The 17034-nt window shown below is 58.6% G+C and carries 8 protein-coding genes; 1 reads left to right on the top strand and 7 read right to left on the bottom strand.

From position 1 onward, the window contains the following. Positions 1 to 26: 26 nt before the first annotated feature. Positions 27 to 1949 (top strand): O-linked N-acetylglucosamine transferase, SPINDLY family protein, encoded by a 1923-nt coding sequence (locus HRR99_RS01720; protein WP_233122537.1) that lies wholly within the window; start codon positions 27 to 29, stop codon positions 1947 to 1949. Positions 1950 to 2023: 74 nt separating this feature from the next. Here HRR99_RS01720 and visR read toward each other — a convergent pair whose 3' ends face one another. The 7 genes from visR to cheT all read right to left on the bottom strand — a co-directional run bounded on the left by visR (position 2024) and on the right by cheT (position 17019). After that, positions 2024 to 2770, bottom strand: coding sequence for a transcriptional regulator VisR (gene visR, locus HRR99_RS01715; protein WP_112498908.1), 747 nt, complete (start codon positions 2768 to 2770; stop codon positions 2024 to 2026). Positions 2771 to 2781: 11 nt separating this feature from the next. Then, complete coding sequence (visN, locus tag HRR99_RS01710) at positions 2782 to 3510, bottom strand: transcriptional regulator VisN (RefSeq protein ID WP_162694669.1); 729 nt, start codon at positions 3508 to 3510, stop codon at positions 2782 to 2784. Positions 3511 to 3870: 360 nt separating this feature from the next. Beyond that, complete coding sequence (gene fliF / locus HRR99_RS01705; protein WP_233122536.1) at positions 3871 to 5559, bottom strand: flagellar basal-body MS-ring/collar protein FliF; 1689 nt, start codon at positions 5557 to 5559, stop codon at positions 3871 to 3873. Between the two features lie 122 nt (positions 5560 to 5681). Next, the gene (locus HRR99_RS01700; RefSeq protein WP_233122535.1) at positions 5682 to 12833 is read right to left on the bottom strand and encodes a beta strand repeat-containing protein; all 7152 of its coding nucleotides are present in this window, start codon (positions 12831 to 12833) and stop codon (positions 5682 to 5684) included. Positions 12834 to 13102: 269 nt separating this feature from the next. Next, positions 13103 to 14263 (bottom strand): UDP-galactopyranose mutase, encoded by a 1161-nt coding sequence (glf, locus tag HRR99_RS01695; RefSeq protein ID WP_233122534.1) that lies wholly within the window; start codon positions 14261 to 14263, stop codon positions 13103 to 13105. Between the two features lie 115 nt (positions 14264 to 14378). After that, positions 14379 to 16430, bottom strand: a complete 2052-nt coding sequence (locus HRR99_RS01690) for an O-linked N-acetylglucosamine transferase, SPINDLY family protein (protein ID WP_233122533.1) — start codon at positions 16428 to 16430, stop codon at positions 14379 to 14381. 205 nt (positions 16431 to 16635) lie between these two features. Next, entirely contained in the window at positions 16636 to 17019 is a 384-nt protein-coding gene (gene cheT, locus HRR99_RS01685) for a chemotaxis protein CheT (protein ID WP_111840819.1), read from the bottom strand. Positions 17020 to 17034 lie beyond the last annotated feature (15 nt).

The raw sequence follows: 17034 nt of genomic DNA, 5'->3' as shown, positions 1-17034 counted from the left end.
AACCGCAAGAGAATAGAACGGGACACATGTTAAACGAAATCAGCTATTCCGCCGCCTCGAAGCATTTCAAGACCGGTCAGTACACCCAGGCCCTTCAAACGCTGAACAAGCTGATCGATACCAAGCGTGACGCGCGTACCTATGCTTTGCTGGCCAAGACCTGCCTGCAGATCGGCATGCCCGAACAGGCGGCAACATCCTATGAGCTGGCCTACCAGCAAAATGGCATGGATGCGGAGAGCTATCTCGTCGATAGTATCAAGCTCTATTACGATTGCGGCCAGAAGGAAAAGGCGCTCGCGCTCTCCAACAAGCTGATCCATCGCTTCCATAAATACCCCGAAATATGCTTCATCGTCGGCACGATGCTGCTGGAACGCGGCGAGCCCCGTATTGCCCGTGCACTGAAAAGCATCCTGATGAAGAGCGACGACATCGAGCACATCAAGCTCGGCGCGCGCATTGCCATCACCACATGGGACCTGTTCGATGCGAAAGACATCGAGACGGCCCGCCTGCTTCTGGCGAAATTGCCGCGCCAGCAGGCCGTGCGCCTGATGTATCTGGTCTTCTGCCGCGAACACAGCAAGTTCGACGCCATCGAAAAGCACCAGCCTATCATCGATGAGGTGGTCGCCAACGGAGATGTGAATTTCATCTCGCTGGACGGCACCTTCTTCAATCTCCACTGGAGTGGCGATGAACACATCAACCAGCTTGCGCGCAGCAACACGCCTGCCTTCAAGCCGGAGATGAGCGTTGCACGTCGGCAGATGCCCCATGAATGGGGCAGCAAAATACGGATCGGCTATCTATCATCCGACCTTTTCGACAAACATGCCACCATGAAGCTCATTCGCCGCGTGCTGGAGTTGCATGACCGTGATCGCTTCGAGATCACGCTGTTTTGCCATTCCGCACCGGATCTTTTGAAGACCAACGAGGCCGACCGCAGCCTGTGGGGTGACGTGGTCACGATCCGCGAGATGAGCAATGACGAGGCGCTGGCCGAGATCAAGGCACGCAACATCGATATTCTGGTCGACCTGAAAGGCCATACGGCGGGCAACCGCACAGCCATCCTCAACATGGGCGCAGCTCCCGTGCAAGTCGCATGGATCGGCTTTCCCGGCTCCACGGTCAATGTCGACCTGGACTATGCCATCGGCGACCATTACGTGCTGCCGGACAGTTCCAAACCGCACTATTACGAAAAATTCGCGCGCCTGCCTGAGACCTATCAACCGAACGACCCGGTCAACCGCCCGCTCGCCAAACAGCTCAGCCGCGCCGATGTCGGCCTGCCGGAAGACGCCTTCGTCTTCGCGTCCTTCAACGCCAACCGCAAGATCACGCCGCGCGTTGCCGAAATCTGGGGCGATATTCTCAAGCGCACGCCCAACAGCGTCATCTGGATTTTGCACAACAGTCAGGACAGCAAGGCCAATATCCTGGCCAAGTTCATGGCGATGGGCATTCCGGCCAAGCGCGTGTTCTTCATGTCAAAGCTGGATTTCGAGCTTCACCTCAATCGTATCACCGTGGCCGATCTCGGCCTCGATACCTTCCCCGTCAACGGTCACACGACGACGTCGGAACAACTATGGTCCGGCCTGCCAGTGCTGACGGTCAAGGGCACCAACTTCGCCTCCCGCGTCAGCGAAAGCCTGTTGCATGCCATCGGCGCGCCGGAACTGATTGCAGAAGACGAGGCAGCCTATGTCGATCAGGCCGTGGCCTATGCGCAGGATCAGGCACCGTTGAAGGAAATCCGCGCGCGCATCGATGCGAACCGTTTCATCAAGCCGCTGTTCGATGCCGAACGCTTCTGCCGTCACCTCGAGACCGCTTACGAAATGATGGTCGAGCGGGCAAAGACGGGTGAAGCACCCGACCACTTCGACGTCCCTGCCCTGCCCGCACGGAAGGGCGCATTCGAGGTGCGATAAACGCAAAAGGCCTGAATTCCCAAGGGATTTCAGGCCGTTCGATATAGGGACAAAGCGTGCGTCGCAACGCTATATCAGTGGATGTAGCCCATGCGGATCGCTTTGGCGATGGCCTGGATGCGGTTGACCGAATCAAGCTTGATGGTCGCGGAGCCGAGATAGGCGTTGACGGTGTGAACCGACAGGCCGAGCTTCACGGCAATTTCTTCGCTGATGCGGCCATCTCCGGCAAGCTGAAGGCAGGCGACTTCGCGTTCGCTGAGAGATTCGGCAGGCGTGACTCGGCGTTCGTCGAGCGCCAGAAGATCGACCATGATTTCCGTGCACTTGATGTGCTGCTCCAGAACGATCTCGTTGTCCAGCAGCAGGTTTCCACCGCAGAACACGACATAACCATTGCCGATCGTGCCCAGCCGCACTGGCAGCGCCAGCCCGGCATAGGACAGATCGTCATTGGCAAGCCGAACCATCAGCGCGGCAACGTCGGGGACGTCGGCAAAGCCCGAGCCGTTTTCGCTCTTCCATGTGACGGGCAGAAGCGAACGTTCAAGATGTTCGAGCAGACGCTCGCCCATGGCCAACACCAGCCGCGTGCTTTGATCGCTGGCATTGATGCCCCAGTTTTCCAGCTCGCAGAACAGCTTACGCTTGTTGGGAAAGCCAGACGCGACGGCCCTGACCACGACAAAATTCTTGGCGCCCAGAATGCGCTGTATCGCCACAAGGCGCGGAAACAGATCGGAGCGGCTGGCCGCTGTCGTGGCGCGCGCAGGCACCACAGGGTCTGTGCTGGCGACCTCGGAATCCTTATAGTAGCCCATCTCACGCACCCTCATACGAGATTGTTTCGAACCGCATAGGCAATGGCCTCGGAGCGGGTCTTGGTTGCCGTCTTGCGCATGACGCTGGTGATGTAGTTGTTGATGGTGTTGCGGGAGATGCCGAGGATCGTCGCCATTTCGTCGCTGGTCTTGCCCTCGGCAATCCAGAACAGGCATTCGAGTTCCCGCTCGGTCAGGTCGATGTCCCGTTCGACACGCGATTCCGCCACGATGCCGGAACTGGCGAAGTAACCCGCCAACATACCGGTCTCACGCAGGCGATCGTCCACGGGGACATTGTCGAGTTCGAACAGCAGCAGCAGCGAGAACCGCACGCGCCCCACGCAGAAGGTCATGGCGCAATATTTGCGGTCGACACCATGGGGCACGACGGCATCGTCCGGCAGGAACAGCACACGCGGCTTCAAAAGCGCCAGGCACTTTTCCATCTCGCTGACGCGGTTCTGGTTGTTGGTCAGTTCCGACCCCAACCTGCGCACCAGATCGAAGGGCCAGTCGGATGTGATGATGAAATTGAGACCGGCTTCCTGCAAAAGATCTTCGCGCGCCAGCAGATAGTGGGCAGCGCCTGCAAAGGACGCAAGCATTTCGATGGCGGCTGTAACGTTGCCGTCAGTAGCCGCGACAGAAATGTTCCGAATGAGTTGATCGCGCGGCAACTTCACCGACCTATCAAACGGCGCAGCGATGAGCCTGCGAACATCAACATCCACCTTCAATAGCCTACGCCCTCTCACTCTCCTTATCGGAGATCACTTAACCGGGATGGAAATCATTTCCATTCAGAAACACAATCACAATCCGTGGCTTGCATGTCTGGCGACCGAATCATTGTATATTAGAAAGACGCGACGAAAAACGCCATCACCAGCGGTGGACATCCCCGTCTTTATCTCCCTGTCATACCACCAAAAGCATATTGATGTTCTCGGCCTCGCACAGAGTTGATTTCATTATTCCAACGTAAATTGTCGACGTGATGAACAAATCGTAAATTCTGCCCCAAAACAGAACATGTGCGCCGGTATGATGCAAGCGATAAAACGGCGAAAGGCCGGTACGAGACCGGCCTTCCATGATTATGCTGCTTTTTCGATTGCCCATTTGCGCAGGATTTTGGCGGCGCGCTCTTCGCTGATTTCCACCATGCGCGACAGACGACGTTCCGGTCCTTCGCGAACCCGGCGATTGAAATCGCCATCGCCATTGTCGCCGGAGAGAAGATCGTCGGTGCTGTCGAAGCCGAAGTCGGCACCGAAACCATCCATGAGACCGCCACCGGCGCTTGCGCCACCCAGGCCTGGGGAGAAGTCCGGCAGTTCGAGCCCTGCTGTTTCCTGACCAAGCTCTGCGGTTGCTGCCGAGCCGCCGGAGAAGGAGCGAACCATCGGACGCACACCCAGCCAGACCACCAGGAAGGCGACGGCAACGAAGGCGAGCGAGTTGATGATGCCTGCGGAGTTGCGGCTCATCACTTCCATGAAGCCCGGACCGGCAACCGCCTGATCGAGCAGCTGCGTTTCGAGGAAGTCCATGGCGGTGATCGTTACCACGTCGCCGCGATTGGTGGAGATACCGGCTGCCGAAGCAACGATCTTCTGCATTTCTGCCAGATAGGCATCGACCTTGGCCTGGTCGGCGTTGTCGCCGATCATCTTGGCGAGGCGGCCCTTGTTGACGACGACCGCAATCGAAATCTTGTCGACCGTGTAGCCGTTACGAACAGTGGCCGTGGTCTTGGAGTTGATTTCGTAGTTGGTCTGTTCTTCCTTCTTGGCCGATTCGTCAGAAGATTTCGGACCGCTGCCGCCACCCTGCGGCGCTGCCTGCGGAACGTTCTGTTCCACGGTCGCGGCCGTATCGGGCGTCGTTTCCTGCGATTTCTGGTCTTCCTTGGTGGTGCGCACAGAACGTTCGACCCGTGATTCGGGGTCGAACACGGTTTCCTGAATCTGCTGGCTGTCGGTGTTCAGTTCCGCTGTGACGGTGGAGCGGAAGTTGTCCATGCCGAGGAATGGCGCAAGCGCCTTGTCGATCTTGGTTTCGAGTTCCTGCTGGACGTTCTGTGACAGGGTGAGCGAGCGGTTGAGAGCGCCGTTGCCGACATCGTCGCCGGATGCCAGAAGCTGGCCGGTGGAATCCAGCAGCGTCACGTCATCGACTTCAAGGCCGGGAACAGCCGAGGCGACAAGGTGGCGAATGGAAGAAGCGGCCTTGCGGCCGGCTGTGGCACTGGCACGGATCATGACGGAGGCGGTCGGCTTTTGCTCGCCGCGGCGGAAATTGCCGACGTCGGGCATGACGATGTGCACGCGGGCTGCGGCAACGCCATCGATCTGCTGGATGGACCGCCCAATTTCGCCTTCCAGTGCGCGAACGCGGGTCACTTCCTGCATGAAGGATGTCAGGCCGAGCGAACCGACATTGTCGAACAGCTCGTAACCGGCATTGGCGCTATCGGGCAAACCGCGTTCGGCCAGCAAAAGGCGGGCCTTGCTTGTCATGCCAACGGGAACCTGAAGGCTCGTTCCGTCTGTACCGACCTGGAAATCGACATTCGATTCGGCAAGAGCAACGCTGATCTTGTTCAGATCCATCGTTTCCAGACCGACGTAGAGTGTTTCGTAAGCAGGTTTGTTCACGTAGAGCGCAGCGGCAAGAATGATCGCCATGGACAGAACACCCACGCCACCAAGCACCAAAAGCCGCGTCTGCCCAAGGGCCGCGAAGTTTTTTAAAACCTGTGGGAATTGATTTAACAGATTCATTCTGTCCCGCACCGTCATTCAAAGAAACGAAGACCTTTTGGCCTCGATACCAAATTAGACGGCGAAGCTTGCGCGAGCGTTTCCCTCATGGCTTTTAAAGGGAAACCTCAAACTGCGCTTTATCACGTCATGTAGACGGAGATGATTGCCGAAACCTGCTCCGGCGTCAGCGCGCCCATATGGGTGTTCAGGATTGCATCGATCTGCTGGCTGGAGAGACTGACCAGCGTATCGGTGGACAGTCCCTTGACACCGGACGAGCTGAAGGCGGCGATATCGGCTGTCGAGAACGTCGCGAGTTTTTCTTTCGACAGAGCCGCGACCTGCGATGAGGTCAATGCCCCCACCTGCGCCGGTGTCAGCGCCTCGCTCTGGCTTGTCGTCAGCGCCGCAAGAACGCTCGTCGCAAGGCCGGAGACCGCGCTGGTGCTGAGCGCTATGATGTCTTCGGTGGTGAACAGGGCGATGTCTTCGGTGCCCAGCGCCGCTGCCTGAATGGCGTTGAACGCATTGAGCTGCGTCGTGGACAGGGCATCCACCTGACCGGTGCTCAGCGCCACGATCTGGTTATAGCCCAGCGACCCGACCTGACCGGCTGTCAGCACCTTGATCTCGTCTGTCGTCAACCGTGCGATGATGGCGGTCGAAAGCCCACGGATGGCGGAGGATGCGATGGCGGCTATATCTGCGGTGGAGAAGGTCGCCATGCCATCAGTCGTCAGGCCGGACAGGCCATCGGCGCTGAACGCCGCGATCTGGCTGGTCGTCAAACTGTCGAGCTGATCCCGGCTGAGAACGGCAACCTGCTTGCTGGTCAGGCCGGAAATACCGGCTGTGCCCATGGCCGCAAGCTCGCTCGGGGACAATGCTGCGATAAAGTCTGTCGGCAAGCCCGCAACGGCGGCGCTGCCAATCGCGGCAATCTGGGCGGAAGACAGGGTGTCCAGTTCCTCAGCCGTCAGGCCGGAGACCGCTGTGGAGGTTAGCGCACCCATCTGCCCGGTCGTCAGCACATGCAATTGCTCAAGGCTGAATGCTGCGACCTGGCCGCTCGAAAGTCCGGTGATACCAGCGGTGCTGATCGCCGCGATCTGGCCCGTGGAAAGGGCTGCGATATCCAGTGTTTCAAGTGCTGCGACCTGTTGTGAGGTAAAGGCTCCCACCTGCGTGGGCGAAAGGGCACTGATCTGATCGACCGTCAATGCAGCAACCTGCGCCGTCGAAAGACCGGATATGCCGAGCGAACTCAGAGCGTGGATCGTTTCCGTCGGCAGCGCGGCCAGCATGGATGTCGAAATACCGACGATGGCGCCCGCGCTGATGGCGGCGATATCCGCCGTCGAGAATGTCTTGAGGTCATCGAGACCGAGTGCGGCCATCTGCTTGGAGCCGAGTGCTGCCACCTGATCGCTAGTGAAGGCCTCCACCTGATCCGGGCTGAGCGCCGCAATCTGGCCGGTTGTCAGCCCGGAGATGCCGGACGTACTCAAAATCGCGATCCTGCCGGTGGACAGCGCGGCGATGGCGGCGGTCGAGAGCCCCTGAATCGCATGCGCTGGCATGGCCGCAAGATCATCGTTGGAGAGAACATCGATATCATCGAGCGCCAGAGCCGAAAGCTGCGTTGAACTCAGCGCTGCCACCTGCGTCGAGGTCAGGGATTCGACCTGATCGGTAGAGAGAACCGCGACCTGCCCCGTGGACAATCCGGCAATCGCCCCAGAACTGAGGGACATGATCTGCGCGGTGGACAGGACAGAAACGCCTGCCGTTCCCAGTGCAGCAACCTGCTTGGAGCTAAGTGCGGCAACCTGGCCGGTGGTCAAAACCTCAAGCTGCGCCGTTTTCAAAGCTGCGATCTGCGCCGTCGTCAGACCGGAAATGCTGGCCGTGCCGAGGACGGCAACCCGCTCTGTAGCAAGACCTGCAATGATCTCCGTCGAAAGCCCCTGAAGCGCGCTCGATGGCAAGGCTGCAAGATCGGCAGTCGAAAAGACACCGAGATCATCGGTGTCCATCGCGCTGATCTGAAGCGAGGTCAGCACAGCAACCTGCGTGGACGTCAGTGCTTCTATCTGGATGGTGGACAAAGCGGCAATCTGGGCTGTCGAAAGCCCCGCGATGCCAGCGGTACCCAAAGCGGCAATCTGGGCTGTGGTCAGGGCGACGGCTCCGGTCGTTCCTAGCGCCGCAATCTGCTTGGACCCGAGCGAAGCGACCTGACCGGTGGTCAGCGCTTCCAGCTGAACCGATGTCAGGGATGCAAGCTGCTCCGTCGTCAGCCCGGAGACGCTTGCGGTTCCCAGTACCGCAATGCGATCTGCCGAAAGCCCCGAGAGCGTGGCCGAGGAGATGCCCTGAAGGGCCGTGGATGTCAGCGCCGCCAGCTCCGCCGTCGAAAAGACACCGAGATCACCAGCACTAAATCCGGCAACCTGCCCGGACGTGAAAAATCCAACCTGCGTGGTATTGAACGCTTCGACCTGAACGGTGGACAGTGCGTCGATCTGCGCCGATGAAAGACCGGGAATGCCCGTGCTGCTCAACGCGGCGAGCTGCGCGGTGGACAGCGCCATGGCGCCACCGGTGCCCAGGGCGGCAACCTGCTTTGAGCCGAGCGCCGAGACCTGCATCGTCGTCAATGCACCGATCTGTGACGCCGTCAGTGCGGCGATCTGGGCTGTTGAAAGTCCGCCTATGCCTGCACTCGACAAGCTGGAAATGGCGTCATTCGACAACCCGGCCAGAACTGCGGTCGAGAGACCGGCAACTGCAACGCTGGACAGTGCCATGATGTCTCTGATGGAGAACGTCGCCAAACTGTTAGCACTGAGGGCACTGACCTGTGCGGAGCTGAGCACGGCAACCTGTGTGGGACTCAGAGCTTCCGCCTGATCTGCTCTCAAGGAACTGATCTGGGCGGTCGAAAGCCCGGCGATACCGGCGGAGCTGATGGCTGAAATCTGATTTGCTGTCAGCGACTGGGTGCCACCGACGCCCAGCGCCGTTATCTGTCTCGACGTCAAGCTCGAGATCTGTGTCGTTAAGAGACTACCGATTTGAACGATGCTCAACGCATCCAGCTGAGCGCCCGTCAGGCCAGCGATGGCTCCGGTGCTGATGGCAGCGATCTGCGAAGTATATAGACCGGCGATCGTCGTGGTGGACAGACCGGCAATGGCCGCCGAACTGATGGCCGCGATGGCTCCGGTAGACAACGCGTTGAAATCATCCGTTCCGAAAGCCGATAGCTGTTGCGAACTCAAAGCCCCTATCTGTTTTGTCGATAGAGAGGCCACCTGACCGGTCGTCAATGCACTCACTTGACTGCTGGTCAAGCTGGCAACGGCCGCAGTGCTCCAATAAGAAATCTGGGTCGTTGTCAAAGCGGCAATCGTCGCCGTCGGCAATGAACTCAGCACGCTGGTGCTAACAGAGCCAATTTCCTCATCGGAGAACGTGGCGATGCCCTCAGCCTTGATGGCGGAAAACTGCGTATAGCTCAACGCTTCAATCTGCACCTTCGTCAGCGCTTTGGCTTGATCGGTGTCCAGCACCGAAAGCTGCGCCGTCGTCAAACCGGAAATTCCGCTCGTACCCAGCGCGGCCACCTGTGCTGTCGTCAATGCCTTGATGTCATCCGTGCGAAGCACCGCAACCTGCCCCGCGGCCAGCGCGGCGACCTGCTTGGGCGTTAAGGCCGCGACCTGACCCGACGTCAACGACGCGACCTGCGACGTCGTCATGGCAGGGATACTCGTTTCGCTCAGCAGTGCGATCTTGTCGGGGGAGAGCAATGACAGTTGCGAGGGCGAAATGCCTGTAATCGCTGTGGAGCCAATGGCTCCGAGTTCCTTGTCCGTGAAGGTCGAGAGATCGTCAGCCCCAAATCCTTCGAACTGCTCAGCCGTCAGCTTGGCAATTTGGATGTTGGAAAAGGCCTGCGCCTGCGCTGTGGACAGGGCAGCGATATGTTTGCTGGAAAGGCCGGTCACACCCGCCGTGCTGATGGCTGTGATTTGCTCTGCGGTCAGCGCCGCAACCTGCGCGCTGCTCATCGCTGATATCTGGGTGGAGGTAAAGGCGGCGATCTGTGCAGTGTTGAGGCCAGCAAGTTGGGCGGGTGTCAGTGCCGACAGCTGGGTGTCGGTCAAATTGGTCACGGCGCTCTCGCGCATTGCGGCAATCTTGTCGGCAGACAGAGAGGACAGAATTGTCGGGCTGAGCACGGCAATCTGCGTCGATGTCAGGGCCGCGATCTGCGTCAGTGAGAGAGCGTTGAGCTGTGTCGAGCTCATGATATCTATCTGGTCCGTCGTCAGTCCTGCAACTGCGGCCACCGACAGACCCACCAATTGCGACGTGGTCAGAGCGGCCAGGACTGCGGTGCTAAGACCAGCGATACCCCGGCTGGTCAGTGCCGCAATATCCTTTGAGTCAAAGGTCGCGATATCGTCGGTTCCCAGTGCCACCGTCTGGGTTGACTTGAGAGCCCCGAGTTGCCGTTCCGTCAGGGCATTGACCTGTCCTGTCGAAAGCGCGGCAAGCTGCGTGGATGTCAGACCGCCAACCGCGGCGGTGCTCAAAGCTGCGATCTCAAGCGAGGTGAGGTTCGTCATGATATCCGTCGATAAGCCTGAAGCGCCCGAAGCGCTCAAGGCCTGAATCCCGGCGATTTTCAATGCCGCAATGTCTTCGACTTCCAAACCGGCGATTTGGGCGGATGTCAGCGAGGCAATCTGCGAAGCCGTCAACGCAGCAATCTGTGTTGTTTTGAGGTCGGATATCTGGTCTGAATTGAGACCGGCCAAAGCTTTTGTCGTCAACGCGCCAATCTGGTTGGATGTGAGAACGCTGATCCTGTCAGACGCAAGGGCTGCCACCTGTGTGGAGGCAAGTGCCTTCACTTGCCCTGTCGAAAGGGCCGCAACCTGCGTTGCGGTTAGCGCCCCGATCTGACCCGTGGTCAGATTGGCGACAGAATTGGTGCTCAGGGCCGCCACCTGCTCTGCTGTCAAGGACGCGATGGACGCCGTCGAAAGACCCGAAATCGCCTTCGTGCTCAACGCGCCGATAGCTGCATTCTTCAACGCTGCGATGTCATCGACACCCAGCACTCCAAGCTGTTCAGAATTGAAAACAGCGGCCTGAGCGGACGAAATATAGCCAAGCTGTTCGCTAGTCAGTGCGTCGACCTGAACTGTCGTCAGGCCCGCTATGGCCGACGGGCTGAGAGCAGAAATCTGAAAGGATTTTAGAGACTTTAAAGCGTCGGTGCTCAGACCCTGGATGGCCCTGGAGCTGATGGCAGCGATATCTTCCGAAGAAAACTGGGCGACATCGTTGACGCCCAGGACCGACAGTTGCGCCGAGGTGAGCGCCTTGACCTGCTGCGGTGTAAAAGCGCCGATTTGAAGTGGTGTAAAGGCCTGGACCTGCGCGGTAGACAGACCGGCAATGGCGCCGGTGCTGAGCGACGGTATCTGTTCCAGAGTCAGCTTGCTGACATCCTCAGTCGTCAATACCTTGATCTGGGCAGCCTTGATTGCCGTCATTTGTTTCGTCGTCAATGCTTCCAGCTGGGCTGCGGTGAGCGCGCTGACCTGGTCGGCTGAAAACACTGCGATCGCAGCCGAGCTGAACGCTGCAACCTTATCAGCCGTCAATGCGGCGACGGCTGCCGTGCTCAATCCTGCAATGCCCTTGGTGGAGATGGCTGCGATATCGCCGGTCGAGAATGTTTTTATACCATCAACGCTGATCGCGGCGATCTGCAAAGAGCTAAGAACCTTCACTTGCGCCGATGTCAGCGCCTCGACCTGCGCCGTCGTGAGCGCGCCGATCTGTTCGGTCGTCAGCTTGGCGATTGCGCCGGTAGACAGGGCGGCGATCTGAACAGGCGTCAATTCCGAAACGAGATCAGTGCTCAGCCCGGAGATTGCCTTACCCGAGAGTGAGACGAGGGCAGACGACGGCAGAGCCTTGAGGTCATCCGCTGTCAGGGCTGCGACCTGCGTCGAGGTAAACGATGCAATCTGCGTAGACGTCAGCGCGCCAAGCTGGCTGGCACTCAAAGCATCGATCTGTTCGGTCGTCAACTTGGCAAATGTTCCGGCGCTGATCGAAGCAACCTGAGCCTCAGTCAACGCTGCAACCATGCCGGTCGTCAGTCCAGCGGCGGTCGCGCTGGTAATCGCTGCGATATCCGCCGTCGAAAATGTCGCAATGTGGTCGTTGCCCAGAGCCGCGATCTGCGTCGAGCTCAGCACTTTCACCTGTCGGGAACTCAGGGCTTCAGCCTGAAGCGTCGACAATTTATCGATCTGGCCCGTTGTCAGTCCCGTGATGGATCTGGTGCTGAGTGCGGTGATCTGTTCTGCCGAGAAGGCTGCGATATTCTCGACAGCGATCACCTCTATCTGCGTCGACTTCAACGCCGCGACCTGTTTTGTCGTCAAGCCTGACAGTTGCTCGGTGGAGAGAGCCGTGACCTGGGCCGTGGTCAGGCTGGCAATCGCTGCCGTGCTGAGGCCTGCGATACCGGAAGAAGAAAGGTTGGCGATGTAATCGGCGCCGAGTGCTGAAATCTGGACGGCCTTGAGAGATGCGATCTGGCTAGAGGTAAAGGCGCCGATCTGGTCTGCGCTCAAGGCGCCGATCTGGTCTGTCGTCAACCTTGAGATCGCACCGGTGCTGATCGCCGCCAACTGTGCATCCGACAGCGATGTGAGGGTATCGAGGCCCATTCCAGGAATGGCGTTTGCGCTGATGGCTGCGACCTGATCCGTCGATAGATGCTCGACAGCGTCCGAACTGATACCCGCAATGGCGCTGGCCGAGATGGCCGCCATGTCGGCGCTGGAAAATGTCGCCAGTTCATCATAGTCCAGCGCTGCGATCTGGCTCGAGCTCATGACCGCGATTTGCTTCGGCGTGAGCGCTTCGGTCTGGTCTAGATCCAGCGCCGCGACCTGCGAATTCGTCAGCGCCGCGACCTGATCTGCACTGAGGCTGGCGATGGAGAGTTTGTCCAGCACTGCGATCTGATCGAGCGTCAGGCCGACGATTGCGGTGGCGGTGATGCCCACACGCTGCTTCGTTGACATCGCGGCTAGGTCTTCGGTTTCCAGCGCAGCGACATGCTGGGAAGAAAAGGCGCCGATCTGCCGAGTGGAAAGAGCGGCGATCTGCTCCGTCGAAAGCGCTTCCACATCGTCGGTCGTCCAACTCGAAATTACCGCAGTCGATAATTTCGAGATTTGAGCAACACTCATGGAAGGAATGATCGACGTCATTTGCAGGCCTTGGTCGCGAGTTCAAGATCGAAAACAGACTGACGAGGCAACCGGCCTGCAGCAGAGCTGAAGACGGCATTCGTCACCGGCAATCCTAGGTTTCGTTGCTTGTGCGAAACTGTCAGTTTTATCGATATAAAACCCACCCATGCAGCGTGGCAGAGCAGTTTCGATGCGTAAAAACGTAAAAAGCCGCGCGGATACCGCGCGGCGATCATTATGAGTAACAATCTGGAGTAGTCTTCAGCTCATAGCGGCGGGTTGAGGAATGACGGCATTGCCTTTTCACCCTCGACAAGCGATAGGAAAAGCCGCGACGTGTCGAGCGCCTCGCGGATCGTCACATCCATGTCCAGATAACGATAGGTGCCGAGCCGACCCACGAAGGTCACGGACTTTTCCTCATTGGCCAGCGAAACATATTGCGCAAGCTGCTCTTTTTCGGTCACCAGACGGATGGGATAGTAGGGCACATCGTCTGGTCCGCATTCACGCGAAAACTCGCGGTAGCAGACGGAGCTTTCGTGCTTTTCCCACGGTGAAAAGTGCTTGTGTTCGGTAATGCGGGTGAAGGGCACCGAGACCTCACCGTAATTCATAACCGCGCAGCCCTGGTAATCGCCGTCATAGGTGAAGCGTTCGAAATCCAGCGTACGATAACCCAGCCTGCCATTGGCATATTCGAAGTAACCATCCAGCGAGCCGGAATAGAAGGTATGGTCGTAGCCAGCGATATCCCCGCGACCGAAATTGCTGTTCAGGTGAACGCGAATGCCGGGATGATCGAGAATGCGTTCCACCATCGGCGTGTAGCCGGTTTCCGGCATGCCCTGATATTTGTGGAAGAAATAGTCGTCGTCGTAATTGAACCGCACCGGCAGGCGCTTGAGGATGGATGCGGGCAGATCGGTCGGCGAGCAGCCCCATTGCTTCTGCGTGTAGCCCTGGAAAAACGCCTCGTAGAGATCGCGTCCCACGAAGCGCAGCGCCTGTTCCTCGAAGGTCTGCGGGTCTTCGACTGTCTTGTCGGCCTGCTCTTCAATAAATGCTTTCGCCTCATCCGGGCGAAATGTCTTGTTGAAGAACTGGTTGATCGTATGCAGGTTGACCGGCAGCGAGAACACTTGGTCGCGGCTGGTTGTCTTGACCCGGTTCTTGTAGGGCATGAAGGTCTGGTAGGTGTTGACGTAATCCCAGACCTCGGCATCGTCGGTGTGGAAGATGTGCGGGCCGTAGACGTGAACCATCACGCCTGTCTCCGCATCGCGCTCCGTATGGCAATTGCCGGCAATATGGTCGCGCCGGTCGAAAATATCGACCTGATGGCCCGCAACGGCGAGTTCGCGACCGATAACGGCACCGGAAAGCCCGGCGCCGACAATGGCTATCTTCTTGGACTGGGACGTCATCGACCTGCCTTGTAAATGTTACACGCACACCCGCACATCTGGGATGCGCAGGTGTGCTGCGTTAGTCTTGCGATATTCCTTTACGGGGCGATATCGATTTGTGACACTTCGGACGTCAAGCCGTAGCCGAGGCTTCAGGCGTCCACAACCGTGCATCATGTGGAATGTCGGAGAAGGCGTGCCACTCGAGCATCTTCTCGAGGTAACGCGCGCGATAGGTCGCCTCATCGACGAATTCGAGATTTTCCAGAACGAGTTCCGAACCGATTTCGTAGTAGACATCCATGTTGCGGAAGTCTGGAACCGGTGTTTCGCCGCGTTCGGCCTCACCCTGCATCTGCCAGTACAGCTCTTCCAGACGACGGGCCAGACCCGGAATGTCGCGCAGTGCACTCGTTTCGCGGTTGGCCTGAAGCTTGTCCCTGATCAGTTTCAGCGCAGCCGGGTTCTTGGCATAGGCAATCGCCTTGGCGACGTAATCCTGCGGACCATCGCAGATCAGTTCAGGCACGCCGGTTGCGGCAACGACGCTTGCGCAGAAGCGTGATGCAAAGCTCTTGCCGGGGAAGGTCAGCACGGGAAGCCCGACCGTCAGCGAGTCGGCTGCCGTCGAGTGCGCGCCGTAGGGGAAGGTGTCGAGGAAGAGATCGGCGACGCCGATGCGGGCCAGATGCTCGGCATTGGCCGCCTTTGGCGCAAAGATGATCCGCTCGGCGTCGATTCCGGCTGCCACGAACATGGCCAGCAGACGCTGGTCGGCCTTTTCGTTGCCGCTGAGCATCCACAGAATGCTGCCCGGCGTCGCTGTCAAAATGGACTTCCACTGTTCGAACGTACCCGCCGTGATCTTCTGCATGCCGTTGAAGCAGGCGAACACGAAGGCGTTTTCCGGCAGACCGGCTTTTTCACGCGACGGCTTTTCGGCGATGAGACGCTTGCGGTCGATCGGCTGGTTGCAGGCGATCCGCAGAACCTTTTCGGAGTAATAAATCTCGCTCGAAGGCGGCACGATCTGTGCGTCGGCAATCATGTACTGGTGGAACGGCGAGCCCATGGAGCCGGGATAGCCGCAGAAATTGACGATGACCGGCGCCGGACGGTAGCCGAAAATCTTGGTGCGCGCATGCTTGGTATAGCCGTTGACGTCGATCAGGATGTCGATCTCGTCGTTGGCGATCTGGCGGGCCGCAGCCTCATCGGTCAACGTGCCGATGTCGTGCCACACATCGACCGCCGCCTTCATGCGCGTCTGCGTCGCATCGTTGGCAACCGGGTCGCCGCAATAGTAAGCGTGAATTTCGACGCTCGTCTTGTCATGCAGTTCCAGCATTTCGCGCAGCGCAAATCCAACGGCGTGGTCGCGCAGGTCGGAAGAGACATAGCCGACACGCAAGCGCTGGCCCGTGCCGGTCTTCTGCTTGACCGTTTTGCGCGGGAAATTGCGCAGGTCGAGACGACCGACGAAGCTCTTGTTGTATTCATAGGCACGCGCCAACTGGAACATCGGGTCGTCGGCATAGCATCCCAGCGTCAGCGGCGACATGGAATCGATCATCTGGCGTTGCGTGACATGGCTGGAGGAGGTGATGATCGGCCATTTGCACTGACGTTGACGGATGGCACTCCAGTGCTGTCCGGTCTCGGTCTTTTCCGGGCGAAGCTCCATGGCATCCCACAGAATGGTCTCGGCTTCTTCCAGAAGTCCGGCATTTTCCATCACGCGACCTATGTGCTGCATCGCCATGACACGGTAGGACAGGCGGTCGGGCGTCGTCTCGGACGTGCTCTCGACAAAGCTTCTCCATTGCTGGATCGCCTGCGGGAAAGAGCCGCTGTCTTCGAAGGCGCGGCCGAGATTGATTTGGGCAGGCCCGAACATGGGGTCGATCTTCAGGGCGGCGCGCATGGCGTTGATGGAGCCGGGGATGTCATTGAGCTGACGCAGCATGACGGAATAGTTGAAATAGACCATCTGCGCGCCGGGGTGCGCTTCGTTAAAGGCGAGCCACGTCTTGTAAAGCTCGACCGCCTCGCCCTTGCGGCCTTCCGCGCTGAAGCTTTCGGCAAACTTGAACACGTCGCCCAGCGCAAGGCGTTGAGATTTGGCCAGTTCAAGAAGGTTTAGAAAAAGCGAGCTGGAAGAACCAACGTTTGCGACACTGTTCATCAATCAAGACCCCGGAGCTGGCGTGCCCAAAGGGCAACGAACCAATAGCTGTGTTAAATCGGAGTGGAGATTAATACGTCGAAGCTTGTGCGGCGCTTTACTTGCACGAAATCAGCGTGACTTTACTCAAAATTGTATGGAATTGCTGCTGAAATTACGATCAGGCGGGCAGATAATCTGTTTGCCCGCCATGTAGGGACACATTCTAGAACAGGTCGATGTCGCCGGAGACCTTGTCGAGCGGCTGCGAATGACCGTGGCGCAGGCCAGCGCCCAGAGCCTTCTGCATTTCCGCCAGCTTGACGAGGCTGAGTGCCGTGGAGACATCCACGACCCAGTCGATCGGAATGGAGCCGGTGATGGTGTCGATGAATTCGGCAAGGCCGCGCGTCTTCTGGACGGCAAGGTCGATGCCCTGCAACAGCCGCATACCCTCGGTCGTCACCGCACCATTGGTCGCTTCGAGCAATTGCGGCTCGATACGTTCGATGAGATAGGCCACGTCGTGCAATTCGGAAACGACCCGCATCAGCACATCGGGCAGCGCCTCGTCGAAAGTTGAAAGATCTATGTGCTCGGCGATCTGCATAAAATACTCCGTGGC

The sequence above is a fragment of the Agrobacterium vaccinii genome (assembly GCF_021310995.1).
GTDB classification, from domain to species: domain Bacteria; phylum Pseudomonadota; class Alphaproteobacteria; order Rhizobiales; family Rhizobiaceae; genus Agrobacterium; species Agrobacterium vaccinii.
Note: the sequence above shows the minus strand (reverse complement) of the source record. Positions and strands in the feature narration are given on the sequence as shown.

Coding starts and splice junctions, on each gene's coding strand:
- fliF (WP_233122536.1), bottom strand. CDS start 5,559: ATGAATCTGTTAAATCAATTCCCACAGGTTTTAAAAAACTTCGCGGCC.
- HRR99_RS01720 (WP_233122537.1), top strand. CDS start 27: ATGTTAAACGAAATCAGCTATTCCGCCGCCTCGAAGCATTTCAAGACC.
- HRR99_RS01700 (WP_233122535.1), bottom strand. CDS start 12,833: ATGAGTGTTGCTCAAATCTCGAAATTATCGACTGCGGTAATTTCGAGT.
- HRR99_RS01690 (WP_233122533.1), bottom strand. CDS start 16,430: ATGAACAGTGTCGCAAACGTTGGTTCTTCCAGCTCGCTTTTTCTAAAC.
- visR (WP_112498908.1), bottom strand. CDS start 2,770: ATGGGCTACTATAAGGATTCCGAGGTCGCCAGCACAGACCCTGTGGTG.
- glf (WP_233122534.1), bottom strand. CDS start 14,263: ATGACGTCCCAGTCCAAGAAGATAGCCATTGTCGGCGCCGGGCTTTCC.
- cheT (WP_111840819.1), bottom strand. CDS start 17,019: ATGCAGATCGCCGAGCACATAGATCTTTCAACTTTCGACGAGGCGCTG.